38 protein-coding genes are annotated in these 24,178 nt (G+C 69.7%); all 38 read left to right on the top strand.

Going from position 1 to position 24,178, the window contains the following annotated elements; genetic code table 11:
* The first annotated feature begins 6 nt into the window (after window positions 1-6).
* The 38 genes from rpsS (at window position 7) to ACPPVT_RS19000 (ending at window position 24,133) form a co-directional block, all read left to right on the top strand.
* Window positions 7-288, top strand: coding sequence for a 30S ribosomal protein S19 (rpsS, locus tag ACPPVT_RS19185; protein ID WP_345715416.1), 282 nt, complete (start codon window positions 7-9; stop codon window positions 286-288).
* 53 nt (window positions 289-341) lie between these two features.
* On the top strand, window positions 342-743 hold the full coding sequence (gene rplV / locus ACPPVT_RS19180) for a 50S ribosomal protein L22 (RefSeq protein ID WP_426563092.1): 402 nt from the start codon (window positions 342-344) through the stop codon (window positions 741-743).
* Window positions 743-1,567 (top strand): 30S ribosomal protein S3, encoded by an 825-nt coding sequence (rpsC, locus tag ACPPVT_RS19175; protein ID WP_426563090.1) that lies wholly within the window; start codon window positions 743-745, stop codon window positions 1,565-1,567. The genes rplV and rpsC overlap by 1 nt, the downstream gene beginning before the upstream one ends.
* 3 nt (window positions 1,568-1,570) lie before the next feature.
* Window positions 1,571-1,990: a 50S ribosomal protein L16 gene (gene rplP / locus ACPPVT_RS19170; RefSeq protein WP_426563088.1), complete on the top strand. Its 420-nt coding sequence runs from the start codon at window positions 1,571-1,573 to the stop codon at window positions 1,988-1,990.
* On the top strand, window positions 1,990-2,229 hold the full coding sequence (rpmC, locus tag ACPPVT_RS19165; RefSeq protein ID WP_426563086.1) for a 50S ribosomal protein L29: 240 nt from the start codon (window positions 1,990-1,992) through the stop codon (window positions 2,227-2,229). Before rplP ends, rpmC begins: the two co-directional genes overlap by 1 nt.
* Entirely contained in the window at window positions 2,226-2,525 is a 300-nt protein-coding gene (gene rpsQ / locus ACPPVT_RS19160; RefSeq protein WP_426563084.1) for a 30S ribosomal protein S17, read from the top strand. The genes rpmC and rpsQ overlap by 4 nt, the downstream gene beginning before the upstream one ends.
* A gap of 61 nt (window positions 2,526-2,586) precedes the next feature.
* Window positions 2,587-2,955, top strand: coding sequence for a 50S ribosomal protein L14 (gene rplN, locus ACPPVT_RS19155; protein WP_426563082.1), 369 nt, complete (start codon window positions 2,587-2,589; stop codon window positions 2,953-2,955).
* Window positions 2,956-2,957: 2 nt separating this feature from the next.
* Window positions 2,958-3,323 (top strand): 50S ribosomal protein L24, encoded by a 366-nt coding sequence (rplX, locus tag ACPPVT_RS19150; protein ID WP_426563080.1) that lies wholly within the window; start codon window positions 2,958-2,960, stop codon window positions 3,321-3,323.
* On the top strand, window positions 3,323-3,910 hold the full coding sequence (gene rplE, locus ACPPVT_RS19145; protein ID WP_426563078.1) for a 50S ribosomal protein L5: 588 nt from the start codon (window positions 3,323-3,325) through the stop codon (window positions 3,908-3,910). Before rplX ends, rplE begins: the two co-directional genes overlap by 1 nt.
* A 1-nt stretch (window position 3,911) precedes the next feature.
* Complete coding sequence (locus ACPPVT_RS19140; protein ID WP_426563076.1) at window positions 3,912-4,097, top strand: type Z 30S ribosomal protein S14; 186 nt, start codon at window positions 3,912-3,914, stop codon at window positions 4,095-4,097.
* A 68-nt stretch (window positions 4,098-4,165) separates the two neighbouring features.
* The gene (gene rpsH, locus ACPPVT_RS19135; protein WP_345715406.1) at window positions 4,166-4,561 is read left to right on the top strand and encodes a 30S ribosomal protein S8; all 396 of its coding nucleotides are present in this window, start codon (window positions 4,166-4,168) and stop codon (window positions 4,559-4,561) included.
* Window positions 4,562-4,573: 12 nt separating this feature from the next.
* Window positions 4,574-5,113, top strand: a complete 540-nt coding sequence (rplF, locus tag ACPPVT_RS19130) for a 50S ribosomal protein L6 (RefSeq protein WP_426563074.1) — start codon at window positions 4,574-4,576, stop codon at window positions 5,111-5,113.
* A gap of 3 nt (window positions 5,114-5,116) precedes the next feature.
* A complete protein-coding gene (rplR, locus tag ACPPVT_RS19125) occupies window positions 5,117-5,491 on the top strand; it encodes a 50S ribosomal protein L18 (RefSeq protein WP_426563072.1) in 375 nt (124 codons plus the stop codon).
* Between the two features lie 55 nt (window positions 5,492-5,546).
* Window positions 5,547-6,176 carry a 30S ribosomal protein S5 gene (gene rpsE, locus ACPPVT_RS19120; RefSeq protein WP_426563070.1) on the top strand — a complete coding sequence of 210 codons (630 nt, stop codon included), beginning with the start codon at window positions 5,547-5,549 and terminating at the stop codon, window positions 6,174-6,176.
* Entirely contained in the window at window positions 6,176-6,358 is a 183-nt protein-coding gene (gene rpmD, locus ACPPVT_RS19115; RefSeq protein ID WP_345715402.1) for a 50S ribosomal protein L30, read from the top strand. Before rpsE ends, rpmD begins: the two co-directional genes overlap by 1 nt.
* A gap of 1 nt (window position 6,359) precedes the next feature.
* On the top strand, window positions 6,360-6,812 hold the full coding sequence (rplO, locus tag ACPPVT_RS19110) for a 50S ribosomal protein L15 (protein ID WP_426563068.1): 453 nt from the start codon (window positions 6,360-6,362) through the stop codon (window positions 6,810-6,812).
* A 137-nt stretch (window positions 6,813-6,949) separates the two neighbouring features.
* Window positions 6,950-8,248: a preprotein translocase subunit SecY gene (gene secY, locus ACPPVT_RS19105; protein WP_426563066.1), complete on the top strand. Its 1,299-nt coding sequence runs from the start codon at window positions 6,950-6,952 to the stop codon at window positions 8,246-8,248.
* Window positions 8,248-8,817 carry an adenylate kinase gene (locus tag ACPPVT_RS19100; protein ID WP_426563064.1) on the top strand — a complete coding sequence of 190 codons (570 nt, stop codon included), beginning with the start codon at window positions 8,248-8,250 and terminating at the stop codon, window positions 8,815-8,817. The genes secY and ACPPVT_RS19100 overlap by 1 nt, the downstream gene beginning before the upstream one ends.
* A gap of 9 nt (window positions 8,818-8,826) precedes the next feature.
* On the top strand, window positions 8,827-9,663 hold the full coding sequence (map, locus tag ACPPVT_RS19095; protein ID WP_426563062.1) for a type I methionyl aminopeptidase: 837 nt from the start codon (window positions 8,827-8,829) through the stop codon (window positions 9,661-9,663).
* Window positions 9,664-9,700: 37 nt separating this feature from the next.
* Window positions 9,701-10,258, top strand: coding sequence for a MauE/DoxX family redox-associated membrane protein (locus ACPPVT_RS19090; RefSeq protein WP_426563060.1), 558 nt, complete (start codon window positions 9,701-9,703; stop codon window positions 10,256-10,258).
* 3 nt (window positions 10,259-10,261) lie between these two features.
* The gene (locus ACPPVT_RS19085; RefSeq protein WP_426563058.1) at window positions 10,262-11,059 is read left to right on the top strand and encodes a hypothetical protein; all 798 of its coding nucleotides are present in this window, start codon (window positions 10,262-10,264) and stop codon (window positions 11,057-11,059) included.
* Window positions 11,060-11,145: 86 nt separating this feature from the next.
* Window positions 11,146-11,742, top strand: coding sequence for a hypothetical protein (locus ACPPVT_RS19080; RefSeq protein ID WP_426563056.1), 597 nt, complete (start codon window positions 11,146-11,148; stop codon window positions 11,740-11,742).
* 1 nt (window position 11,743) lies between these two features.
* The gene (locus tag ACPPVT_RS19075) at window positions 11,744-12,229 is read left to right on the top strand and encodes a hypothetical protein (RefSeq protein WP_426563055.1); all 486 of its coding nucleotides are present in this window, start codon (window positions 11,744-11,746) and stop codon (window positions 12,227-12,229) included.
* On the top strand, window positions 12,226-13,638 hold the full coding sequence (locus tag ACPPVT_RS19070) for a hypothetical protein (protein ID WP_426563053.1): 1,413 nt from the start codon (window positions 12,226-12,228) through the stop codon (window positions 13,636-13,638). Before ACPPVT_RS19075 ends, ACPPVT_RS19070 begins: the two co-directional genes overlap by 4 nt.
* 191 nt (window positions 13,639-13,829) lie before the next feature.
* Window positions 13,830-14,051 (top strand): translation initiation factor IF-1, encoded by a 222-nt coding sequence (infA, locus tag ACPPVT_RS19065; protein ID WP_013493543.1) that lies wholly within the window; start codon window positions 13,830-13,832, stop codon window positions 14,049-14,051.
* A 107-nt stretch (window positions 14,052-14,158) separates the two neighbouring features.
* Complete coding sequence (gene rpmJ / locus ACPPVT_RS19060; protein ID WP_034266058.1) at window positions 14,159-14,272, top strand: 50S ribosomal protein L36; 114 nt, start codon at window positions 14,159-14,161, stop codon at window positions 14,270-14,272.
* Between the two features lie 177 nt (window positions 14,273-14,449).
* Complete coding sequence (rpsM, locus tag ACPPVT_RS19055) at window positions 14,450-14,830, top strand: 30S ribosomal protein S13 (RefSeq protein ID WP_426563049.1); 381 nt, start codon at window positions 14,450-14,452, stop codon at window positions 14,828-14,830.
* A 62-nt stretch (window positions 14,831-14,892) separates the two neighbouring features.
* A complete protein-coding gene (rpsK, locus tag ACPPVT_RS19050; RefSeq protein ID WP_426563047.1) occupies window positions 14,893-15,300 on the top strand; it encodes a 30S ribosomal protein S11 in 408 nt (135 codons plus the stop codon).
* A 48-nt stretch (window positions 15,301-15,348) separates the two neighbouring features.
* On the top strand, window positions 15,349-15,978 hold the full coding sequence (gene rpsD, locus ACPPVT_RS19045; RefSeq protein WP_426563045.1) for a 30S ribosomal protein S4: 630 nt from the start codon (window positions 15,349-15,351) through the stop codon (window positions 15,976-15,978).
* Window positions 15,979-16,144: 166 nt separating this feature from the next.
* A complete protein-coding gene (locus ACPPVT_RS19040) occupies window positions 16,145-17,161 on the top strand; it encodes a DNA-directed RNA polymerase subunit alpha (protein ID WP_426563043.1) in 1,017 nt (338 codons plus the stop codon).
* A gap of 50 nt (window positions 17,162-17,211) precedes the next feature.
* Window positions 17,212-17,967: a 50S ribosomal protein L17 gene (gene rplQ / locus ACPPVT_RS19035; protein WP_426563041.1), complete on the top strand. Its 756-nt coding sequence runs from the start codon at window positions 17,212-17,214 to the stop codon at window positions 17,965-17,967.
* 223 nt (window positions 17,968-18,190) lie between these two features.
* Window positions 18,191-19,048: a tRNA pseudouridine(38-40) synthase TruA gene (truA, locus tag ACPPVT_RS19030; protein ID WP_426563039.1), complete on the top strand. Its 858-nt coding sequence runs from the start codon at window positions 18,191-18,193 to the stop codon at window positions 19,046-19,048.
* A gap of 93 nt (window positions 19,049-19,141) precedes the next feature.
* Window positions 19,142-19,504 (top strand): GntR family transcriptional regulator, encoded by a 363-nt coding sequence (locus ACPPVT_RS19025; RefSeq protein WP_426563037.1) that lies wholly within the window; start codon window positions 19,142-19,144, stop codon window positions 19,502-19,504.
* A complete protein-coding gene (locus ACPPVT_RS19020; protein WP_426563035.1) occupies window positions 19,501-20,490 on the top strand; it encodes an ABC transporter ATP-binding protein in 990 nt (329 codons plus the stop codon). The genes ACPPVT_RS19025 and ACPPVT_RS19020 overlap by 4 nt, the downstream gene beginning before the upstream one ends.
* Entirely contained in the window at window positions 20,487-21,182 is a 696-nt protein-coding gene (locus ACPPVT_RS19015; RefSeq protein ID WP_426563033.1) for an ABC transporter permease, read from the top strand. The genes ACPPVT_RS19020 and ACPPVT_RS19015 overlap by 4 nt, the downstream gene beginning before the upstream one ends.
* Before the next feature lie 60 nt (window positions 21,183-21,242).
* Window positions 21,243-22,925 (top strand): ABC-F family ATP-binding cassette domain-containing protein, encoded by a 1,683-nt coding sequence (locus ACPPVT_RS19010; protein WP_426563031.1) that lies wholly within the window; start codon window positions 21,243-21,245, stop codon window positions 22,923-22,925.
* On the top strand, window positions 22,922-23,422 hold the full coding sequence (locus tag ACPPVT_RS19005) for a hypothetical protein (protein WP_426563029.1): 501 nt from the start codon (window positions 22,922-22,924) through the stop codon (window positions 23,420-23,422). The genes ACPPVT_RS19010 and ACPPVT_RS19005 overlap by 4 nt, the downstream gene beginning before the upstream one ends.
* A gap of 141 nt (window positions 23,423-23,563) precedes the next feature.
* The gene (locus ACPPVT_RS19000) at window positions 23,564-24,133 is read left to right on the top strand and encodes a hypothetical protein (RefSeq protein WP_426563027.1); all 570 of its coding nucleotides are present in this window, start codon (window positions 23,564-23,566) and stop codon (window positions 24,131-24,133) included.
* Window positions 24,134-24,178: the final 45 nt, after the last annotated feature.

The following is a 24,178-nucleotide window of genomic DNA, read 5'->3' as shown; positions in this document are numbered from 1 at the left end:
TGACACATGCCTCGTAGTCTGAAGAAGGGCCCCTTCGTCGACGACCACCTGCAGAAGAAGGTGGACGTGCAGAACGAGAAGGGGACCAAGAACGTCATCAAGACCTGGTCCCGGCGCTCGATGATCGTGCCGGACATGCTCGGTCACACGATCGCCGTTCACGACGGCCGCAAGCACGTCCCGGTCTTCGTGACCGAGTCGATGGTCGGCCACAAGCTCGGTGAGTTCGCTCCGACCCGCACTTTCCGCGGGCACGAGAAGGACGACCGCAAGGGTCGCCGGCGCTGACGCGCCGGCACTCACCGGACACAACGAAACTCACCGAGAGACAAGGGACAGCAATGGAAGCCAAGGCGCAGGCGCGGTACGTCCGTGTCACGCCCCAGAAGGCCCGGCGCGTCGTCGACCTCATCCGAGGAAAGGACGCGACGCAGGCCTCCGCGGTGCTGCAGTTCGCTCCGCAGGCGGCCAGCGAGCCGATCCGCAAGGTGCTGCTCAGCGCCGTCGCCAACGCGCGGGTCAAGGCGGACAAGGCCTCCGAGGCCTTCGACGAGCGTGACCTGGTCGTCCAGGAGGCGTACGTCGACGAGGGCCCGACGATGAAGCGGTTCCGTCCGCGCGCCCAGGGGCGTGCCTACCGGATCCGCAAGCGCACGAGCCACATCACCGTGGTCGTGGGCACTGTCGACACCGATACCACCGGCCAGAGCAAGAAGGCCGCCACGAAGGGGAGGACCCGCTAGTGGGACAGAAGGTCAACCCGCACGGGTTCCGTCTCGGCATCACCACCGACCACAAGAGCCGTTGGTTCGCCGACAGCACCAAGCCGGGTCAGCGCTACCGCGACTACGTGAAGGAAGACGTCGAGATCCGCAAGCTCATGTCCACGGGCATGGAGCGGGCCGGCATCTCGAAGGTGGAGATCGAGCGCACGCGTGACCGCGTCCGCGTCGACATCCACACCGCGCGTCCGGGCATCGTCATCGGCCGCCGCGGCGCCGAGGCCGACCGCATCCGCGGCGAGCTCGAGAAGCTCACGGGCAAGCAGGTCCAGCTGAACATCCTCGAGGTCAAGAACCCCGAGATCGACGCGCAGCTGGTCGCCCAGGGCATCGCCGAGCAGCTCTCCGCCCGCGTGTCGTTCCGTCGTGCCATGCGCAAGGGGATGCAGAGCTCCCTGCGCGCCGGCGCCAAGGGCATTCGGGTGCAGTGCTCCGGTCGCCTTGGTGGCGCCGAGATGTCGCGCTCGGAGTTCTACCGCGAGGGTCGCGTCCCGCTGCACACACTGCGCGCGAACATCGACTACGGCCTGTACGAGGCCCGCACGACGTTCGGCCGGATCGGCGTCAAGGTGTGGATCTACAAGGGCGACGTCACCGCCAAGGAGCTCGCGCAGCAGCAGGCCGCTGCCCCCCGCGCGCCCCGCGGCCCGCGCAGTGACCGCAGCGACCGTCCCGCGCGCGGCGCGCGTGGCGACCGTCCGACCCGTGGCGCGCGCAGCGACGCCCCGGCGGCCGCTGAGTCCGCTCCCGCAGAGGCCACCGCTACCCCGGCAACGGAGGGCTGAGCCATGCTGATCCCTCGTCGTGTGAAGCACCGCAAGCAGCACCACCCGGGTCGCTCGGGCGCTGCCAAGGGCGGCACCGCGATCGCCTTCGGCGACTACGGCATCCAGGCTCTCGAGCCCGCCTACGTCACCAACCGGCAGATCGAGTCCGCGCGTATCGCCATGACCCGGCACATCAAGCGTGGCGGCAAGGTGTGGATCAACATCTACCCGGACCGTCCGCTGACCAAGAAGCCCGCCGAGACCCGCATGGGTTCCGGTAAGGGTTCCCCGGAGTGGTGGATCGCCAACGTCAAGCCCGGACGCGTGATGTTCGAGCTGTCCGGCGTCCCGGAGCCGATCGCCCGCGAGGCGATGCTGCGGGCGATGCACAAGCTCCCCATGAAGTGCCGTTTCGTGCGGCGTGAAGGCGGTGACCTCTGATGTCCGTTGGTTCCAAGGACCTCACGACCTCGGCCCTGGCCGAGATGACCGAGGAGCGCCTCGTCGAGGAGCTGCGCAAGGCCAAGGAAGAGCTGTTCAACCTGCGCTTCCAGTCGGCCACCGGCCAGCTCGAGAGCCACGGTCGGCTGCGCGCCGTCCGTCGCGACATCGCCCGCATCTACACGGTGCTGCGCGAGTACGAGCTCGGCATCCGGACCCGTTCGGAGGGCCAGGCATGAGCGAGAAGACTGAGAAGGACATTGTGAGCACCAGCACCGAGGCCGACCGCGCCGCCCGCAAGACGCGTCGCGGCTACGTCGTCAGCGACAAGATGGACAAGACCGTCGTGGTCGAGGTCGAGGACCGGGTCAAGCACCCGCTCTACGGCAAGGTCCTGCGACGCACCAGCAAGGTCAAGGCGCATGACGAGCAGAACTCAGCCGGCGCCGGCGACCTTGTCGTGATCATGGAGACCCGCCCGCTGTCAGCCACCAAGCGCTGGCGCGTCGTGGAGATCCTCGAGAAGGCCAAGTAGTCCAAACACCAGTTCCGCAAGGCTCGTTGGACGAGAACCAGCGCGACGACAGGAGTTAGTAGTGATCCAGCAGGAGTCGCGACTCAAGGTCGCCGACAACACGGGTGCCAAGCAGATCCTCTGCATCCGTGTTCTCGGCGGCTCGGGTCGGCGCTACGCGGGTATCGGTGACGTGATCGTCGCCACCGTCAAGGACGCCATCCCCGGCGGCAACGTCAAGAAGGGCGACGTCGTCAAGGCGGTCATCGTGCGCACCAGCAAGGAGCGCCGGCGTCCGGACGGTTCGTACATCCGCTTCGACGAGAACGCCGCCGTCATCCTCAAGGCTGACGGCGACCCGCGCGGGACGCGCATCTTCGGGCCGGTCGGTCGCGAGCTGCGCGACAAGAAGTTCATGAAGATCGTGTCCCTTGCGCCGGAGGTGCTCTGACCATGGCGAAGTTCAAGATCAAGAAGGGTGACCTCGTCGAGGTCATCACCGGCCGCTCGCAGAAGAACGGCGGCGACCGCGGCAAGCAGGGCAAGGTGATCAGCGTCGACGTCGAGCGCCAGCGGGTGCTCGTCGAGGGCGTGCGCCAGGTCAAGCGGCACACCAAGGTCGGCACGTCCGGCCGTGGCGCGAAGACCGGCGGGATCATCACCCAGGAGGCGGCGCTGCACATCAGCAACGTCATGCTGGTCGACCCCGAGACCAAGAAGCGCACCCGGGCCGGGTACCGCACCGAGACCGTCGAGCGTGACGGCCGCGAGCGCACGGTTCGCGTGCGCGTGGCCAAGCGGTCGGGGAAGGACGTCTGATGACCGCCACCACCACTGAGCAGTCCACCGGCACGCCGCGCGCGCTACCGCGGCTGAAGCAGAAGTACCGCGACGAGATCATCGCGAACCTGACCGAGCAGTTCGGTTTCGGGAACGTCATGCAGGTGCCCGGCGTCGTCAAGGTCGTCGTCAACATGGGTGTCGGCGAGGCGGCCCGCGACTCGAAGCTGATCGAGGGTGCGGTCAAGGACCTCACCGCGATCACCGGCCAGAAGCCGGTCGTGACCAAGGCCCGCAAGTCCATCGCGCAGTTCAAGCTGCGCGAGGGCATGCCGATCGGTGCGCACACCACGCTGCGCGGGGATCGCATGTGGGAGTTCCTGGACCGACTGGTATCCCTGGGCCTGCCCCGCATCCGCGACTTCCGCGGCCTGTCGCCGAAGCAGTTCGACGGCAACGGCAACTACACCTTCGGTCTCAACGAGCAGTCGATGTTCCACGAGATCGACCAGGACCGGATCGACCGCGTGCGCGGCATGGACATCACGGTCGTGACGACCGCGACCAACGACGACGAGGGCCGTGCGCTGCTGAAGCAGCTCGGCTTCCCGTTCAAGGAGAACTGACGTGGCCAAGACCTCGCTCGTCAACAAGGCGAACAAGACCCCCAAGTTCAAGGTTCGCGGCTACACCCGGTGCCAGCGGTGCGGCCGTCCGCACTCCGTGTACCGCAAGTTCGGCCTCTGCCGCATCTGCCTTCGCGAGATGGCACACCGCGGCGAGCTGCCGGGCGTCACCAAGAGCAGCTGGTAACCACTACACCGCAGGTCCTGAGCCAGTTCGGCTCGTGAAACCACGGTGAGGAAGGGCAGGAAAGCCCGATGATGACCGACCCCATCGCAGACATGCTCACGCGTCTGCGTAACGCGAACTCGGCGTACCACGACTCCGTGGCCATGCCGTTCAGCAAGCTGAAGTCCCACATCGCCGAGATCCTCGAGGCGGAGGGTTACATCTCCTCCTGGGCCGTCGAGGACGCCGAGGTGGGCAAGAAGCTCGTGATCGAGCTCAAGTACGGCCCGAGCCGCGAGCGCTCGATCGCCGGCATCCGCCGCGTGTCGAAGCCCGGCCTGCGGGTCTACGCCAAGTCCACCAACCTGCCGAAGGTGCTCGGCGGCCTGGGCGTCGCGATCCTGTCGACGTCCTCGGGTCTGCTCACCGACCGTCAGGCGACTCAGAAGGGCGTGGGTGGGGAAGTCCTCGCCTACGTCTGGTAAGGGAGGGAAGCCATGTCTCGCATCGGTCGACTCCCTGTCACCGTGCCCTCGGGCGTCGAGGTGACCATCGACGGCCAGGACGTGCACGTCAAGGGCCCCAAGGGTTCCCTGTCGCACACCGTGGCCACGCCGATCGCCGTCGCCAGGGACGACGACGGCACGATCAACGTCACCCGTCCGGACGACGAGCGTCGCAACCGCTCGCTGCACGGTCTGACCCGCACGCTCATCGCCAACATGGTCGAGGGCGTCACGAACGGCTACGAGAAGAAGCTCGAGATCGTCGGCACCGGCTACCGCGTGGTGGCCAAGGGGTCCGACCTGGAGTTCGCGCTCGGCTACAGCCACTCCATCACGGTGAAGGCCCCCGAGGGCATCAGCTTCACCACCGACGGCCCGCTGCGCCTCAGCGTCCAGGGCATCGACAAGCAGCAGGTCGGCGAGGTCGCCGCCAACATCCGCAAGCTGCGCAAGCCTGACCCGTACAAGGGCAAGGGCGTGCGGTACGCCGGCGAGCACATCCGCCGCAAGGTCGGAAAGGCTGGGAAGTAAGTCATGGCAGTGACCGTCAAGCGGGCGAAGGGCAAGGTGGCCGCACGCGGCCGTCGTCACCTGCGTGTCCGCAAGAAGATCTCCGGCACGGCCGCGCGTCCTCGCCTGGTCGTCTCCCGGTCCTCCCGTCACGTCTTCGTCCAGGTCGTGGACGACACCCAGGGCATCACCCTGGCGTCGGCCTCGACGATGGAGCCGGACGTGCGGGCGTTGGACGGCGACAAGACCGCCAAGGCGCGAAAGGTCGGCGAGCTGCTCGCCGACCGCGCGAAGAGCGCCGGCATCGAGTCGGTCGTCTTCGACCGGGCCGGCAACAAGTACCACGGCCGGGTCGCGGCGATCGCCGACGGTGCCCGCGAGGGGGGTCTGGCGCTGTGATGGCGACCATCGCCCTCGAGGCCAACTCCGTAGTCGCAGAGAAGAGGAACGTCTGATGCCTGGACCCCAGCGCCGTGGAACCGGTGCCGGTGCCGGTGCCGGTGGCAGCAACGAGCGTCGTGACCGTCGTGACGGTGGCGGCGGCCGCGGCCGCGACTCCGGCGACAAGAACGTGTACGTCGAGCGCGTCGTGACCATCAACCGGGTGGCCAAGGTCGTCAAGGGCGGCCGCCGCTTCAGCTTCACCGCCCTCGTGGTGGTCGGCGACGGCGACGGCACCGTGGGCGTCGGCTACGGCAAGGCCAAGGAGGTGCCCGCGGCGATCGCCAAGGGCGTCGAGGAAGCCAAGAAGTCGTTCTTCAAGGTCCCGCGCATCCAGGGCACCATCCCGCATCCCATCACGGGTGAGGCGTCCGCCGGTGTCGTGCTGCTGCGTCCGGCTGCTCCAGGTACCGGTGTCATCGCCGGTGGTCCGGTGCGCGCCGTGCTCGAGTGCGCAGGTATCCACGACGTGCTCAGCAAGTCGCTCGGCTCGGACAACCCGATCAACATCGTGCACGCGACGGTGGCCGCGCTGAAGGGCCTTGAGCGCCCCGAGGCCGTGGCCGCCCGCCGTGGGCTGCCGCTCGAGCACGTGGCCCCGGCCGCGATGCTGCGGGCCCGGGCTGCTGGGATGGGTGCCTGATGGCACGGCTCAAGGTGACCCAGACCCGATCCACGATCGGTGGCAAGCAGAACCAGAGAGAGACCCTGCGCACGCTCGGTCTCAAGCGAATCGGCGACGTCGTCGTCAAAGAGGACCGTCCCGAGATCCGCGGCATGATCGCCACGGTGGCTCATCTCGTGACGTACCAGGAGGTCGACTGACATGGCCAAGGACACCACGCTGAAGGTGCACCACCTTCGCCCGGCACCGGGGGCCAAGACGGCCAAGACCCGCGTCGGTCGCGGTGAGGGCAGCAAGGGGAAGACCGCTGGTCGCGGTACCAAGGGCACGAAGGCGCGCTACCAGGTGCCGGCGAGCTTCGAGGGTGGCCAGACGCCGCTGCACATGCGGCTGCCGAAGCTTCGCGGCTTCAAGAACCCGTTCCGGGTGGAGTACCAGGTGGTCAACCTCGACCGCCTCGGTGAGCTGTTCCCGGACGGCGGCGACGTGAGCGTCGACGAGCTCGTGGCCAAGGGGGCGGTCCGCAAGGGCGAGCCCGTCAAGGTCCTGGGTACCGGCGACATCTCGGTGGCCGTGAACGTCACGGTGCACAAGTTCTCGGCCACGGCGAAGGACAAGATCGCCGCAGCCGGGGGCAGCGCCACCGAGCTCTAACCCGCGCAGCGAGCCCGCGACCCGGGCTCACGGCCGACACCCCGGACCCCGCCAAAGCCGGGTTCCGGGGTGTTATCGTCCGCAGGTCCGTCGTGACGGGCCGTCAATGCCGCCACCGCGGTGGATTTGGAGGATTCGTGCTCACCGCGTTCGCACGGGCATTCCGCACGCCTGACCTGCGCAAGAAGATCCTGTTCACGATGTCCATCATCGTGCTGTTCCGGCTGGGCTCGCTGCTGCCGACGCCGGGGATCTCCTACCCGGCCGTGCGTGAGTGCATCGACCTCACCAAGGACAACTCGCTGCTCGGCGTCGTGAACATGTTCAGCGGCGGCGCGCTGCTGCAGCTGTCCGTCTTCGCGCTCGGCATCATGCCCTACATCACGGCGAGCATCATCGTCCAGCTGCTCACCGTGGTGATCCCGCGGTTCGAGGAGCTGAAGAAGGAGGGTCAGCAGGGCACCGCCAAGCTGACCCAGTACACCCGTTACCTCACCATCGGCCTGGCGATCCTGCAGTCCACCACCCTGGTGTCGGTGGCCCGCAACCCCGGGACGCTGTTCCCCGGCTGCGCCCAGGACCTGGTGCCCAGCGACTCGTGGACCACGATCCTGATCATGGTCGCCACGATGACCGCCGGCACCGGCCTGATCATGTGGCTGGGCGAGCTGGTCACCGATCACGGCATCGGCAACGGCATGTCCCTGCTGATCTTCACCCAGATCGCAGCCAGCTTCCCGACCGCCCTGTGGGCCATCAAGGCATCCAAGGGCTGGGGCGTGTTCCTGCTGGTCGTCGCGGTCGGTCTGGTGATCGTCGCCGCAGTGGTGTTCGTCGAGCAGTCCCAACGACGGGTCCCGGTGCAGTACGCGAAACGCATGATCGGCCGGCGCCAGTACGGCGGCACCAGCACGTACATCCCGATCAAGGTGAACCAGGCGGGCGTCATCCCGGTCATCTTCGCGTCGTCCCTGCTGTACCTGCCGGCGTTGATCGCCCAGTTCCAGCACGACAAGACCACCGGTTGGGTGGTCTGGGTGCAGCGCTACTTCGTGCGCGGCGACCACCCGCTCTACATGCTCGTCTACTTCGTGCTGATCGTGTTCTTCACGTACTTCTACGTGGCGATCACCTTCAACCCCGACGAGATCGCCGACAACATGAAGAAGTACGGCGGTTTCATCCCTGGCATCCGGGCAGGTCGGCCGACCGCCGAGTACCTGGACTACATCCTCAGCCGGATCACCCTTCCCGGCGCCCTGTACCTCGGTGTGCTCTCGCTCATCCCGCTGATCGCGCTGGCCCTGGTCAACGCCAGCGGCAACTTCCCGTTCGGCGGCACGTCGATCCTGATCATCGTCGGGGTCGGCTTGGAGACCGTCAAGCAGATCGAGTCCCAGCTCCAGCAGCGGCACTACGAAGGGTTCCTGCGCTGATGCGTCTCGTCATCCTCGGACCGCCGGGGGCCGGAAAGGGCACCCAGGCAGCTCGGCTGGCCGCGCACTACGGCATTCCCGCCGTCTCCACCGGCGACATCTTCCGCGCCAACATCTCCCAGCGCACCCCGTTGGGCGTGCAGGTCAAGGAGATCCTGGACAGCGGCGGCTACGTCTCGGACGAGATCACCAACGCGATGGTCCGCGACCGGCTGGCCCAGGCGGACGCAGAGCCCGGCTTCCTGCTCGACGGCTACCCGCGCACCAAGGCGCAGGTCGACGAGCTGGACGCGATGCTCGCCGAGGGCGGTCACGCCCTGGACGTCGTGGCCGAGCTGACCGTGGACCGCGAGGAGATCGTCGGCCGCCTGCTCAAGCGGGCCGAGACCGACGGCCGCACGGACGACACCGAGGACGTCATCCGCCGGCGCCAGCAGATCTACGCGGACGAGACGGCACCACTGGTGAACGTCTACCGCGAGCGCGGCCTACTGGTCGCCGTGGACGGCCTCGGGGACGTCGAGGGCGTCACCGGCCGACTCGTCGCCGCCATCGACTCCGCACGCTGAGGCCCGCAGATGATCGGCCGCGACCGGATCCAGTACAAGTCGCCTGACCAGCTGCGCCTGATGCGGCAGGCCGGGCTGCTCGTCGGGCAGACCCTCGAGCGGCTGCGCGAGGCCGCGGTCGCCGGGACGAGCACCGGTGAGCTCGACCAGCTCGCCGAGCGGACGATCCGGGACGCGGTCGCCACGCCGAGCTTCCTGGGCTACGGGCACCCGCCGTTCCCCGCCACCGTATGCATCTCGGTCAACGACGAGATCGTGCACGGCGTCCCGGGCGCGCGGCGGCTGCAGGACGGCGACGTGGTGTCCATCGACTGCGGCGCGATCCTGCAGGGCTGGCACGGCGACTCCGCGATCAGCCTGGTCGTGGGTGGCAGCCAGCACGCGGACCCCGCGGACACCGAGCTGCTTCGGGTCACCGAGGAGTCGATGTGGCGTGGCATCGCCGCCCTCGCGGTGGGCGAGCGGCTGCACGCCGTCGGCGCGGCCGTCGAGGACCTCGTGCTGTCCGCCGACCATGACTACGGCATCGTCGAGGAGTACGTCGGCCACGGCATCGGCACCGAGATGCACCAGGACCCGCAGGTGCCCAACTACCGGGTACGCGACAAGGGCGTGCGCGTGCGTCCCGGTCTGGCGGTGGCCATCGAACCGATGCTCACCAGGGGCTCAGCGCAGACCCGGGTGCTCGCCGACGACTGGACGGTCGTCACGCTGGACGGCTCGCGTGCCGCCCACTTCGAGCACACGGTGGCGGTCACCGAGGCCGGACTGTGGGTGCTCACGGCGCTGGACGGCGGCGAGCAGAAGCTCACCGAGCTCGGCGCGAAATTCGCGCCGCTGACCTGACGTAGCTTCCGGCTGGCGCCGTGTAACGTCGAGCCACATGGGAAGCGCGGCCATCTGTCCGTTCCTGGCTGCCGCCGGGTTGCTGGTGCTGGCCGGGCTTCCCAAGCTGAAGGACCCGCTCCCTCTGGTCCGGGCACTGCGCTCGGTGGAGCTGACCGCGCCGATCGCCCGCCGGCCAGTGGTCCGGCTGCTCGCCGCCGGTGAGGTGCTGCTGGGCGTGGCCGCAGTGGTCCGGCCGGGCCGGGTGACCGGCGTCCTGGTGGCGGTCGGCTACCTGGCGTTCTCCGCGTTCGTGCTGCTCGTGCTGCGTCGGGGCGGCGTCCTGGCCTCGTGCGGCTGCTTCGGGCGGCCGGACACCCCCGCCACGCCGGCGCACCTGCTCACGACGCTGCTGCTGGCGGCCTCCGGCCTGCTGGTCGCCGCGTCGCCGCCCGACCCGGCACCGTGGACCGTCCTGACCGACCAGCCCGTGCTCGCCCTGGTCGGCGCGGCCTTCGCCGTGCTGGTCGCAGCGCTGAGCTACCTGGTGATCGCCGTCCTGCCCACCCTCACCCCCGCCGCGGTGCGCTCGGCGAGCGCTCCGCAGAGAGGTTGAACCGTGCTCGCTGTCGTCGTCGCCGAGGGCCTGGCCATCGTCCTGCTCACCGTGCTGGTGCTGGGCCTGCTGCGCAGTCATGCGCTGATCCTGCGGGCTCTGCACGAGCTGGGTGCGGGGCTGGACCTCGAGCGCGGCGGGTCGTCGGCGCCGTCGGTGTCGGGGCCGGTGCCGATCAACGTGCAGCCGGGCGTGGTTCCCGCGACCCGCGCGGGCAGCTCCCGTGCCGCCGCCGTGGTAGGCACCACGGTGGCGGGCGAGGAGGCGACCATCCCGGTCCGCGGCTCCGGCCGGCGCACGCTGATCGCGTTCCTGACCAGTGGATGCTCGGTCTGCCAGACGTTCTGGGACGAGCTGGCGCCGGGAGGCGTCGACGTCCCGGGCGACGGTCGGCTGGTGGTGGTCACCAAGGGCGTCGAGGACGAGAGCCCCACCCGGCTACGGGAGCTGGCCGGTCCGACCCTCGAGGTCGTGCAGTCCTCGGCGGCCTGGACGGACTACGAGGTGCCGGGCTCGCCGTACTTCGTGTACGTCGAGGACGGTGTGATCACCGGCGAGGGCTCCTCGACCAGCTGGGCGCAGGTGCGGGATCTGATGAGCCAGGCGGTCGACGACTCGGCCGAGGCCCGGCGGCGTGCCGGCCGCGCCGGCCCGGGTCAGGTGAGTACGGCCCCCGGCGGGGCGGCGTCCGACCGCGACGACCTGCCGCGCACCGACCGCGACCTGCTGAGCGCGGGCATCGTGCCGGGGCACCCGAGCCTGTTCGTCGATCCCGACGCGGACAGTCCGGGACGGCGATGACTGCGAGCACGCTTGCCCTTGTCCTCGGCGTCCCGCTGGCTGTGGTGGCCGCGGTGCGCTCGACCTGGTCACCTTGAGGGGAGTCGATGCTGTCCAGCATCAGCCCGCTCGGTGAGCGGGCGCGTCGTGCCCGGTGGGGACTGACCGTCACCGCCTACCTCGTCGGGTCGTTGGTCGGCGGTGCCGTCGTGGGAGTCCTCGCGGCGTCGCTGGGCACCCTGCTGCCCTCGTCCTGGTGGGGGTCGCCACTCGCGGCGGGCCTGGTCGCGCTCGCCGTGCTCACCGGCCTGCTGCTAGACGTCCGGTCCGGCGGCCACGGGCCGCCGTCGTGGCGCCGGCAGGTCGACGAGGCCTGGCTGACGCGCTACCGCGGCTGGGTCTACGGGCTCGGCTTCGGCCTCCAGCTCGGGGCGGGCGTGCTGACCATCGTGACGAGCTCGACCGTGTACGCGGTACTGCTGCTGGCGGTCTGGTCCGCGACCCCAGCTGTGGGGCTGGTGCTGGGCGCGGTGTTCGGCCTGGCTCGAGCGCTGCCGATCCTGGCCCTGCACGGGGTGCGGTCACCGGGCGACCTGCATGTCTTCTTCAAGCGGCTGGACAGGTGGCGTAGGCCGGTGGACCGGCTGTCCCGTGGAGCACTGGTGGTCACCGCGGTCGTCGTGGCCGGAGCGGGGTGGAGCTGAGATGACCGTGTCGAAGCACGGGCTGGAGCTGGACGGCGCGGACCAGGGCTGGGAGTCGCGGATCTACCGGCGCGAGGCCGAGCGCCCCGGCGAGCAGACCTACCCGGTGCTGCACGCATGCACCCTCCCGCTGCCGGCCGACCGCGGCGACTTCGGCTCGGGGATCGTGGACCGGCTCGGCCGCGAGGACGTGTTCGTGTCGCTGATCGAGTTCGGGCCGGAGGTCGCCGACCAGGGGCTGTTCGCGCCGCAGGGCATGCCGCAGCTGCGCCCGTCCCAGTTCAGCGCCAACCGGATGGCTCGCTCGATCCCGGGCGTGAGCGCGGCGCAGCACTTCCTCTCGGTGGGCGGACGCGCGTTCTGCCTGTTCGTGGTGCTGGGTGCGCACTCGCGCCGGATGGTGCTGGTGCCACGTGCGGAGCGGCTGGTCCGCACTGTCCGGATCACCGACCGGCGCACGATGCAGCGGATGGGGGCGATGCGATGACCACGCTGCTGGAGGCGACGGCCGAGACGTCGACCGCCATGCGGATCGCCGGTCGCGTCTCGCGCGGACTGGCCAGGTTCAGCCGGCGCGGCTTCCTGGTGCAGACCGCGGTGGTGGGCTCGGCTCTGGTGGTCGACCCGAAGGGCTATGTCCTGCGACCACAGACCGCCGCCGCGACGGTATGCGGGCCGGGAGCGGCCTGCGCGGACGGCTACACGGTCTTCTGCTGCACCATCAACCGCGGCCACAACTCCTGCCCGCCCGGGACCTTCGCCGCCGGTTGGTGGAAGGCGGCGGACTCCTCGTGGTGCGGTGGCGGCTACCGCTACATCGTCGACTGCAACGCTTCCTGCTCGGACTGCAGCACCGGCTGCTCGGACGACAACATCTGCAACTCCAGCTGCTGGAGCTGCAACTGCCGCTGCTCGACGTCGTCCGGCTGCGACAAGCGCAAGGTGTGCTGCAACGCGTTCCGGTACGGCCAGTGCAACACCCAGGTGCGGTGCAGCGGCGGCGTCGCCTGCCGGGTGGTCAGCTGCGTCGCGCCGTACAACTGGACGAACTGCACGACCACCTCGCTGACCGACAACGCGACCGCCGAGCACAGCGCGGTCTGCCTGCCCCGGCCCGGGGCGATCCAGCGCAAGTACGACCAGCTCGGGTCCAACGGCGGGGCGCTCGGTGCCTCGACCAACGCCATCCGCGAGGTCGGGGACGGCCGCGGGCAGTACCTGACCTGCGAGAACGGGCAGATCTACTCCGCGCCCAGCCCTGGCGCGCACGCGATCATGACCGGGTGGGCGCTGACCCGCTGGCTGACCCGCGGTGGGACGACCGGGGTGCTGCGTTACCCGACGGACGAGGTCGGCCCCGCGATGGACGGCAAGGGCCTGGTCCAGACCTTCGAAGGCGGCGCGATCGCGATCACCCCTGGCCGGACCAAGGTCGGCGCGGTCTGGTCGACCGCCTACTCCGTGTGGGTCGGGCTGGGCCGCGAGGGCGGCGTGCTCGGCTACCCCAGCTCGGACCGCACGTACCCGGCCAGCCCCACCGCTTGGATACAGCCGTTCGGGGCCGGCGCGATCTGCGGCACCTCGCACGGCACATTCGCGGTGCACGGCGCGATCTGGCAGCGCTGGACCGCCCTGTCCGGCCCGAGCAGCGTGATCGGCTGGCCGGTCCAGGCGCAGGTCGGGGGGCCCGGCGGCGGGGTGGGCCAGACCTTCCAGAGCGGGCAGCTGTGGGCCCGAAGCGGCAACACCGCGTACGTGGTGCGCAGCCGGGTGCTCGCCGCCTGGCAGGCGGACGGCGGGGTGTCCGGCTCGTGGGGATACCCGCTCGGCGACACCGAGGTGGAGTCCGGTGGCGGCCAGCACCAGGTGTTCGAGGGTGGCGTGCTGAGCGCCTGAGCCTCGCGAGTTTGGGTTCTGAGCACGATCTGGCGTATTCTGCTGTGTCGGCTCACGAGCACCCTCGTCCTCGCCCCGTCCCGCGGCTGGTTCTGGCGGCATGAGGACGCTGTGACGCGTGCGCTGCAGCACTACCACCCAGGGGGTGGCCCACGTGTGGGCTGCCCACGAAACGACGGATTGCGGAGGATATGGCGAAGAAGGACGGTGTCATCGAGATCGAAGGCACGATCGTCGAGGCTCTGCCGAACGCGATGTTCCGCGTCGAGCTGAGCAACGGCCACAAGGTTCTGGCGCACATCTCAGGCAAGATGCGCCAGCACTACATCCGGATCCTCCCCGAGGACCGGGTCGTCGTCGAACTCAGCCCGTACGACCTCACGCGCGGCCGGATCGTCTTCCGGTACCGCTGAGGCGCCACGTCCGCACCACCGCACGTCAGCGCCACCGCATTTCAGCACCACTGAGCACCACTGAGCACCACCGACCCACCGACCAACCACGAGCAGACAGCAGGGCGATGAAGGTCAAGCCGAGCGTCAAGAAGATCTGCGACAAGTGCAAGGTGATCCGCCGTAACGGCCGGGTCATGGTGATCTGCGAGAACCTGCGCCACAAGCAGCGCCAGGGCTGAGCAGCCACCTGCACGGCAGCACTTCAGGACCGAACGACAAGACAAGCCGCAGCACCCGACCCCGACGCGACAGCGTCGGACGCCACCCCCGGCCGCGGAGGCCGGGGACCCCACCTCGAACGGTGGGGGCCGGTGCTGCTCCAGACCTCCGTACGACAGACCAGGAGACACCGCCACATGGCACGTCTGATTGGCGTCGACCTCCCGCGCGAGAAGCGTGTAGAGATCGCGCTCACCTATATCTTCGGCGTTGGGCGCACCCGCGCCCAGCAGACGCTCGCAGCGACCGGGGTCAGCCCCGACGTGCGCGTGCGTGACCTCACCGACGAAGACCTCGTCAAGCTGCGTGACCACCTCGAGGCGAGCTTCAAGCTCGAGGGCGACCTGCGTCGCGAGGTTGCTGCCGACATCCGCCGCAAGGTCGAGATCGGTAGCTACGAGGGGCTGCGGCACCGCCGTGGCCTGCCGGTGCGCGGACAGCGCACCAAGACCAACGCGCGTACCCGCAAGGGGCCCAAGCGCACGGTGGCCGGCAAGAAGAAGGCCGGCCGCAAGTAGCCAGCCCCTCCGTGCGCTGACGTGCACGGGTCCCGAACCTCGAACGTAGGAGTAACCAGCAGATGCCTCCCAAGGGCCGTACCGCTGCGGGCGCCAAGAAGGTGCGCCGCAAGGAGAAGAAGAACGTCGCCCACGGGCACGCTCACATCAAGAGCACGTTCAACAACACGATCGTGTCGATCACCGACCCCAGCGGGGCCGTGATCTCTTGGGCCTCGGCCGGGCAGGTCGGCTTCAAGGGGTCGCGCAAGTCCACCCCGTTCGCGGCTCAGATGGCTGCCGAGGCAGCCGCCCGTCGCGCGATGGAGCACGGCATGCGCAAGGTCGACGTCTTCGTCAAGGGCCCGGGCTCGGGCCGCGAGACGGCGATCCGCTCCCTGACCGCTACCGGCCTCGAGGTCGGTTCGATCCAGGATGTGACCCCCGTGCCGCACAACGGCGTCCGTCCTCCCAAGCGCCGCCGCGTCTGAGCTGCGCCTCTTTCCCTGCTAGCGCCTTACCCAAGGAGAACCAGCCACATGGCGCGTTACACCGGCCCAGACTGCAAGCGTTGCCGTCGCGAGAAGACCAAGCTCTTCCTCAAGGGCTCCAAGTGCGATGGGCCCAAGTGCCCCATCGAGATCCGTCCGTACCCCCCGGGTATGCACGGCCGTGCCCGGACCAAGGAGTCCGAGTACCTGCTCCAGATGCGCGAGAAGCAGAAGGCTGCGCGCATGTACGGCGTCCTCGAGAAGCAGTTCCGCGGCTACTACGAGGAGGCGCACCGTTCCACCGGCAAGACCGGCGAGAACCTGCTGCGCATCCTCGAGACCCGGCTGGACAACGTCGTGTACCGGGCCGGCTTCGCCAAGTCCCGTGACATGGCGCGCCAGCTGGTCCGCCACGGTCACCTGATCGTGAACGGCGTCAAGGTCGACATCCCGTCGTACCGGGTGCGCGAGAAGGACATCATCGAGGTCCGCCAGCGCTCGCACGAGCTGACCCCGTTCGTGGTCGCTCGCGCCGAGGCCGGCGAGCGCACCGTGCCGGCATGGCTCGAGGCGATCCCGACCCAGATGCGCATCCTCGTTCACTCCCTCCCGGCCCGGCAGGTCATCGACACGCAGGTCCAGGAGCAGCTGATCGTCGAGCTGTACTCGAAGAACTGAACCACTGACGGACGTCGGCCCGCGCGCACCTGCGGGTCGGGCCGGCGTCCAGCACATCCCGCGCGGCGGACAGAGACCGCACGGGAGCGCCCGCCCGGGGTGACCCGGGACGGCGCACGGTCGCGAGGTGTCATATGGCGGACACCCGTGGAAAGGAAAAGCACCAGTGCTGATCGCACAGCGTCCCCAGCTCACCGAGGAGAGCGTCGACGACGCTCGCTCGCGGTTCGTCATCGAGCCGCTGGAGCCGGGCTTCGGCTACACCCTCGGCAACTCCCTTCGTCGCACCCTGCTGTCGTCCATCCCGGGCGCGGCAGTGACCAGCATCCGCATCGACGGCGTGCTGCACGAGTTCTCCACGATCCCGGGGATCAAGGAGGACGTCACCGAGCTCATCCTCAACGTGAAGTCGCTGGTCGTCTCCAGCGAGCACGACGAGCCCATCGTGATGTACCTGCGCAAGCAGGGTCCCGGCGCGGTCACGGCCGCCGACATCGTGCCGCCGGCCGGCGTCGAGATCATCAACCCCGAGCTGCACTTCGCCACGCTGAACGCCAAGGGCAAGCTCGAGATGGAGCTCACCGTCGAGCGCGGCCGCGGCTACGTCTCCGCCGCCCAGAACAAGTCCGGCGACGCCGAGATCGGCCGCATCCCGGTCGACTCCATCTACTCGCCGGTGCTCAAGGTGACCTACAAGGTCGAGGCGACCCGCGTCGAGCAGCGCACCGACTTCGACCGCCTCGTGGTCGACGTCGAGACCAAGGCCAGCATGACCCCGCGCGACGCCATGGCTTCGGCCGGCAAGACACTCGTCGAGCTGTTCGGCCTGGCCCGCGAGCTCAACGTCGAGGCCGAGGGCATCGACATGGGCCCCTCGCCGACGGACGCCGCGCTGGCTGCCGACCTGGCCCTGCCGATCGAGGAGCTCGACCTCACGGTCCGCTCCTACAACTGCCTCAAGCGTGAGGGCATTCACACCGTGGGTGAGCTCGTGGGTCGCAGCGAGGCCGACCTGCTCGACATTCGCAACTTCGGCGCCAAGTCGATCGACGAGGTCAAGGCCAAGCTCGTCGGCATGGGGCTGCAGCTCAAGGACAGCCCGCCCGGGTTCGACCCGGCCGCTGCTGTCGAGGCGTACGGCGCCGATGACGACGCCGCTTACGCCGAGGACGAGCAGTACTGATCCTGGACCTGACCCGAACCCCGTGACCGACCGGTAGGAGATCGACCACCATGCCCACGCCCACGAAGGGTCCGCGCCTCGGCGGCGGCCCGGCGCACGAGCGGCTCATCCTCGGCAACCTCGCCCAGGCGCTGTTCGAGCACGACCGCATCACGACCACCCAGGCCAAGGCCAAGCGCCTGCGCCCGCTCGCCGAGCGGCTGGTGACCTTCGCCAAGCGCGGTGACCTGCACGCCCGTCGTCGGGTGCTCGCGGTGATCCACGACAAGAGCGTCGTGCACCGCCTGTTCACCGAGATCGCGCCGGACGTGGCCGATCGCCAGGGTGGCTACACCCGGATCACCAAGATCGCTCCCCGCAAGGGCGACAACGCCCCCATGGCCGTGATCGAGCTGGTTCGCGAGCCGCTGTCCGCCAAGCAGGCCACCGTCAAGGAGGCCGAGTCGGCGACCAAGAAGGCCGCCAAGAAGTCGGCGACCAAGAAGACCGCGGCCAAGAAGGCCGCCAAGGCGAGCGAGGCTCCGGCCGAGGACGTCACCGAGGCGACCGAGGCGCCGTACGGCGAGGGCTCGCACGCCCCGTTGGCCGACGGCTCGGCCCCCGAGGGCTTTGACATCAAGGGCAACGAGGGCTCGAAGAAGTACCACACCCCGGAGTCGCCCTGGTACGACCAGACCGACGCTGAGGTGTGGTTCGCGAACCAGGAGGCCGCTGAGGCCGCCGGTTTCGAGGCGCCGGGCTCCATGCCGGACGCCGACGAGGCTGCGGAGGCAGAGGCGGCCGAGGAGTCCGACAAGGACGCCTGAGACACCCTCTCGACGAGAGCCCGTCGCCCTTCCGGGGTGGCGGGCTCTCGCCGTCCCCGCCCGCCGTCCGGTTGTTGATCACGTTAAGTAGGCCTAGGCACGCTTAACCCGGGTTCCTGGCCTTGGGAAGCAGGCGTACACCTACTTAACGTGATCAACAACGGGGGGCGCGTGCGGGGTAGGGGGCGCGTGCGGGGTAGGGGGCGCGGCTAGCCTGGCCCGCATGAGCGAGGGCGAGCTGGTGCGGCTGCGGATCGACCTCGGCTACGACGGCACCAACTTCTCCGGCTGGGCCGCGCAGCCGGGTCGGCGCACCGTGGAGGAGGAGCTCGCCACGGCACTGACCACGATCCTGCGGGCGCCCGAGCTGGTGCGGCTCACCGTCGCGGGGCGGACCGACGCCGGCGTGCACGCCCGCGGCCAGGTCGTGCACGTGGACGTCGACCCCGGGGCGTGGGCCGCCCTGCCCGGGCGGTCCGGCCGGCCGCCGCAGGCCGCAGCGCTGACCCGGCTGGCCGGAGTCCTGCCGGACGACGTCGTGGTGCACGCGGTGTCGGTCGCGCCGCCGGGGTTCGACGCCCGCTTCGGCGCGCTGCGTCGGCGCTACCGCTATCGCGTCTGCGACCGTCCGCACGAGCTGGATCCGCTGCGCCGCAACGACACCGTCGTGGTCAAGGAGCCGCTCGACGTCGATGCGCTGCGCGAGGCATCCCAGACCTTGCTCGGCCTGCGCGACTTCGCCGCGTTCTGCAAGCGACGCGAGGGAGCGAGCACCGTGCGCACGCTGCTGGACTACACCTGGTGCCGCAGGGACGACGGGGTGCTGGCGGCCAGGGTCGTCGCCGACGCGTTCTGCCACTCGATGGTCAGGTCGCTGGTCGGCGCGGTCCTTCCGGTGGGTCAGGGACGTCGTCCGGTCGAGTGGCCGGCGCAGGTGATGGCGGTGGGGGTCCGGGACGCGGCCGTCGCCGTCATGCCGCCGCACGGGCTCTCGCTCGAGGAGGTGGTCTACCCGCCGGACGACGAGCTCGCCGTCCGCAGCGAGCAGGCCCGCGCGGTCCGTAGCCTGCCGCCGGTCTGACTGGTTCCGGGCCCGGTCCGGCGAAAGGGCTTGACGGCCGGCCCGTCCAGGTTGCATGGTTAGTTACGTGAGTAATGAACCAAGGAACCGGTGATGGTGTTCGACGACCGACCGCTGTTCGTGCAGATCACCGAGCAGCTCGAGTCCGCGATCATCGACGGCAGCCTCGCCGAGGAGACCCAGGTCCCCTCGACGAACGAGCTCGCCGCGTTTCACCGGATCAACCCCGCCACGGCGCTGAAGGGCATCAACCGCCTGGTCGCTGACGGGGTCCTCTACAAGAGACGGGGTATCGGCATGTTCGTCAGCGCAGGGGCCCGCGACCTGCTCCGGCAGCGACGGCGGGCGGACTTCGCCCGCCAGTACGTCGAGCCACTGGTCGCCGAAGCACGCAAGCTCGGCCTGGGGCCAGACGAGATCAAGGGGCTGCTGGACGACGCGGTGGTGCGGGCATGAGCGCGGTGGTGCAGGCCGCCGGACTGACCCGGCGCTTCCGCGAGGTGACCGCGGTCGACCAGGTGGACCTGGCGCTGGAGGCGGGCCGGATCCACGGGCTGCTCGGCCGCAACGGCGCCGGCAAGACGACGTTGATGCAGCTGCTGACCGGACAGGACGTGCCGACCTCCGGCCAGGCCAGGCTTTTCGGTGAGGACCCGTACGAGAACCCGGACGTGCTGGCCCGCACCTGCTTCGTCGCCGAGGGCCAGGCCTACCCGGACGCCTACCGGGTCTGCCACGTCCTGGCCGCCGCCCGGCTGCTGCACCCGGGTTGGGACGACGCGTTCGCCGACCAGCTGCTCGCCGAGTACGAGCTGCCGCTGGGACGACGGGTCCGCAAGCTGTCCCGCGGCATGCGCTCGGCGCTCGGCGTCGTGGTGGGGCTCGCCTCGCGGGCCGAGCTCACGTTCTTCGACGAGCCCTACCTGGGTCTGGACGCCGTGGCACGCCAGACCTTCTACGACCGGCTGCTCGCCGACTTCGCCGAGCACCCGCGCACGGTCGTGCTGTCCACCCACCTGATCGACGAGGTCGCGGAGCTGCTCGAGCACGTCGTGGTGGTCGACCACGGGCGGGTGCTGGTCGACGAGGACGCGGACGAGCTGCGCGCCGGAGCCATCGTGGTCAGCGGCCCGGCCGCCGTGGTCAAGGACGTGGTCAACGGACGCCGGGTGCTGCACTGCGAGCAGCTGGCCGGACTCGCCCGGGTCACGGTGCGCACCCGCGCCGCGGACGACGTCCGGGCGCAGGCTCGGCGAGCCGGGCTCACCGTGGAGCCGCTGTCGTTGCAGCAGCTGGTCGTACGCACCACCCAGGCCGGCGGCTGCCCGCAGCCGGCCGGCAGCGAGCTGACCGGCCCCCCGACCGCCAAACCGACCACTCAACCGACCACTCAACAGACCAACCAACTGGTCGACCAACCCAGCACGGAGGTGCTGCGATGAAGCACGTGCTGACCGCGTCCCGGCTGCACCTGATCGCGTTCGGGTACACGATCGCCTGGCCGTGGCTGATCCTGGCCTCGTCGCTGGCTATCAACCTGGTCATCCAGGCTCTGCTCGATCCGGCCAGCCGCGCCCAGGGCTTCAGCGGGGGTATCGCCTCGATCTACGTCGTGGTCGCGGTCTGGGCGTACCAGACGATCGCCCAGATCTTCCCGTTCGCGCTGGGCGCGGGCGTGACCCGGCGCGCCTTCGCTGCAGGCACCGGACTGGTGCTGGTGCTCGGGTCGCTGGCGTTCGCAGCGGTTCTGACGGTGCTGCGCTACCTGGAGGGTGCCAGCGACGGGTTCGGCGTCCAGCTGCACTTCTTCCGCGTGCCGGGACTGGTGCAGGACAACGCAGCGGCCCAGCTCGTGGTCTACGCCGTCCCGTTCGTGCTGCTGGGTGCGGTGATGATGGGGGTCGGCGTCGTGCACCACCGGTGGCGTCAGCACGGGGTGTTCGCGCTGTCGGTGGCCGTGGGGTTGCTGCTCGGCGCGGTGGCCGCGTTGCTCACCTGGCGCGACGCCTGGGGAGCGTTCTTCGACTGGTTCGCGGACTCCTCCACGTTGGTCACGATGGTGGCGCTGCCGCTGCTCGTCGCGGCCCTCGCAGCCGCTGCCGGCTACCGGGCACTGCTTCGCGCGACCCCCTGACATCGCGGCCTGGAATATCCAGGTGCCGGGCAGGGACCGGACAGAGGAGACTTGTCGCTCGTGGGACACGTCGACCTGAACGCCATCAGCTACCACCTGCCAGACGGCAGGCCCCTGCTGGACGACGTCTCGTTCCGGGTGGGGGACGGCGCCACCGTCGCGCTGATCGGCCCGAACGGCACCGGCAAGACGACGTTGCTGCGGATCATCGCCGGCGACCTGGATGCGCACGCCGGCGCCGTCACGCGCAGCGGCGGGCTCGGTGTGATGCGTCAGTTCGTCGGCCAGATGCGCGACACCACCACCGTCCGCGACCTGCTGCTGACCGTCGCCCCGCTGCGGGTGCGCGCGGCCGCCGAGGCGCTCGAGGACGCTGAGCTGCTGATGATGGAGTCGGACGACGAGGCCATCCAGATGCGGTACGCGCAGGCGCTCGCGGACTGGGCCGACGCCGGCGGCTACGAGGCGGAGACGCTGTGGGACGTCTGCACCGTCGCCGCGATCGGCGTGCCGTACGACAAGGCGCAGTGGCGCGAGGTGCGCACCCTGTCCGGTGGTGAGCAGAAGAGGCTGGTGCTGGAGGCGCTGCTGCGCGGTCCCGACGAGGTGCTGCTGCTCGACGAGCCGGACAACTTCCTCGACGTCCCGGCCAAGCGCTGGCTGGAGGAGCGGCTGCGTGAGACGCCCAAGACCGTGCTGCTGGTCAGCCACGACCGCGAGCTGCTGGACCGGGCCGCCAGCCGGATCGCCACGCTCGAGCCGGGCGCGGCCGGGAGCACAGCCTGGGTGCATCCCGGGCACTTCTCGACCTACCACGAGGCGCGCGCGGCGCGGTTCGCCAAGCTCGAGGAGCTCCGCCGGCGCTGGGACGAGGAGCACCAGAAGCTGAAGGACCTGGTCCAGATGTACAAGATCAAGGCGGCGTACAACGACGGGCTGGCCAGCCGTTACCAGGCGGCCAAGACGCGGCTGGCGAAGTTCGAGGAGGCCGGCCCGCCCGAGGAGCTGCCACAGCGGCAGAACGTCCGGATGCGGCTGCTGGGGGGCCGTACCGCCAAGCGTGCCGTCATCTGCGAGCGCCTCGAGCTGGCCGGTCTGATGAAGCCCTTCGACCTGGAGGTCTGGTACGGCGAGCGCGTCGCCGTGCTCGGCTCGAACGGGTCCGGGAAGTCGCACTTCCTGCGCCTGCTGGCCGCTGGCGGCAGCGACCCGGACGCCGAGCACCGCCCGGTCGACGACGTCGTCATCGCCCCCGTCGAGCACGGCGGTCGGGCCCGGCTCGGCGCGCGGGTGCGCCCCGGCTGGTTCGCGCAGACCCACGAGCACCCGCGGCTGGTCGGTCGCACGCTGCTGGAGATCCTGCATCGCGGCGACGAGCACCGCGACGGACTGCCCCGCGAGCAGGCGGCCCGGGCACTGGACCGCTACGAGCTGGCGCGCGCCGGTGAGCAGGTCTTCGAATCGCTCAGCGGCGGGCAGCAGGCGCGGTTCCAGATCCTGCTCCTCGAGCTGAGCGGCGCGACCCTGCTGCTGCTGGACGAGCCGACCGACAACCTCGACCTGCACTCGGCCGAGGCGCTCGAAGAGGGGCTGTCGGTGTTCGAGGGTACGGTCCTGGCCGTGACGCACGACCGATGGTTCACCAGGGGTTTCGACCGGTTCCTGGTGTTCGGGGCGGACGGCACGGTCTACGAGTCAGACGAACCGGTGTGGGACGAGGGCAGGGTGGCGAGGCAGCGATGAGCGGGAACGTGTTGGGCATGGCCAGGGTGACGTGGGTGCGGCTGCTCCTGTTGGTGACGATCGGGATCGGCGTGGTCCGGGTGCTGGTGTGCCACTACGCACGGATGTCCTTCGTGCAGGCCTACGCCGACTACAAGCACCTGGACACCGGGACGTTCCTGGGTCTGGAGATCGCCAAGCGCGAGGTGCCCGGGCACTTCGACTCCGCGGTGTTCAGCCTGCTCTGCGCCTTGCTGCTGCTGATCCCGCTGGTTCTGCGGGTCGGCAGTGGCACGCCGTGGGCCCGCAACCTCGCCCTGGTCCTGAGTGCCGCCGGCGGTCTGAACACCCTCGGCTCGCTCGCCGTACCGTCGCCGTGGTGGTACTACGCCTTGACCATCGCGATGGTGGCGCTGACCGGGATCGTGATCGTGCTGCTGTGGCGGACGCCGGTGATCGAGGACGCCGTCCTGCGGCACGACCTGGAGGCCGGGGCCTCAGGGCCCGGGACCGGCTGATCTCCGTTCGGTCACGACTGGGCGGGGGTTGGGTCACGACCGCTGACGTGCGGGGGCCCGCACGCTTAGGGTCACTGTGACGACGACCCGCACGATCGCGGTTCCAGGCGGCCACGTGCGGGCCGGCGGCTGGAGGCCACGGTGTTCGACGTCCGGGATCTTGAGATCCCTGCTGAGCGCGGCGACTGGGGTGCCGCGCCCGATGCGGTGCGCGCTGCCTGCGCGCTGCTGGTCTCACTGGTCGCGCTGGCCGCGTTGCGCCTGTGGATGGTGGCCGGCCAGTGGCCTGAGTTCATGCGGGCCTACGGGCGCACCCGGCACCTGGACATGTCCACCGCCGCCGGCTGGGCCATGGCCGAGCTGCACACGCCGGGTCAGTGGAGCGCCCTGCTCGACCTCGGAGTCGTGCTGGTCAGCTGCCTGCTGGTGTTCGGGGTGCTGCACCGGGTCAGCGAGTGCCGCACGTTCGGGGTGGTGCTCGCAGTCGGTCTGCTGCTGGACTCTCTCTCCTCGCTGGCCTACCCGGTGCCGTGGTTCTACCTGGTGGCCACGTGCATGCTGGCGCTCGCGGCGGCGACGCTACTGACCCTCCTGCTGCGCCCGCGCACGTCCATGCACCTGCGTACGGAGCGCGCGAACCTGCACGAGTCGCTGCCACTGCAGTGGGTCGACCCGCCGCGCAGGACGCCGCCGGCCGGGTCTTCGTACTGAAAGAACTTGCAGAAACTTTCGGTCAGCCCTTCCTCAAGGCGGCAA

Source organism: Angustibacter sp. McL0619, assembly GCF_049994355.1.
In the GTDB taxonomy this organism is placed as follows: Bacteria; Actinomycetota; Actinomycetes; order Actinomycetales; family Angustibacteraceae; genus Angustibacter.
The sequence above is the reverse complement of the archived record's forward strand: the minus strand, read 5'-3'. Positions and strand labels throughout refer to the sequence as shown.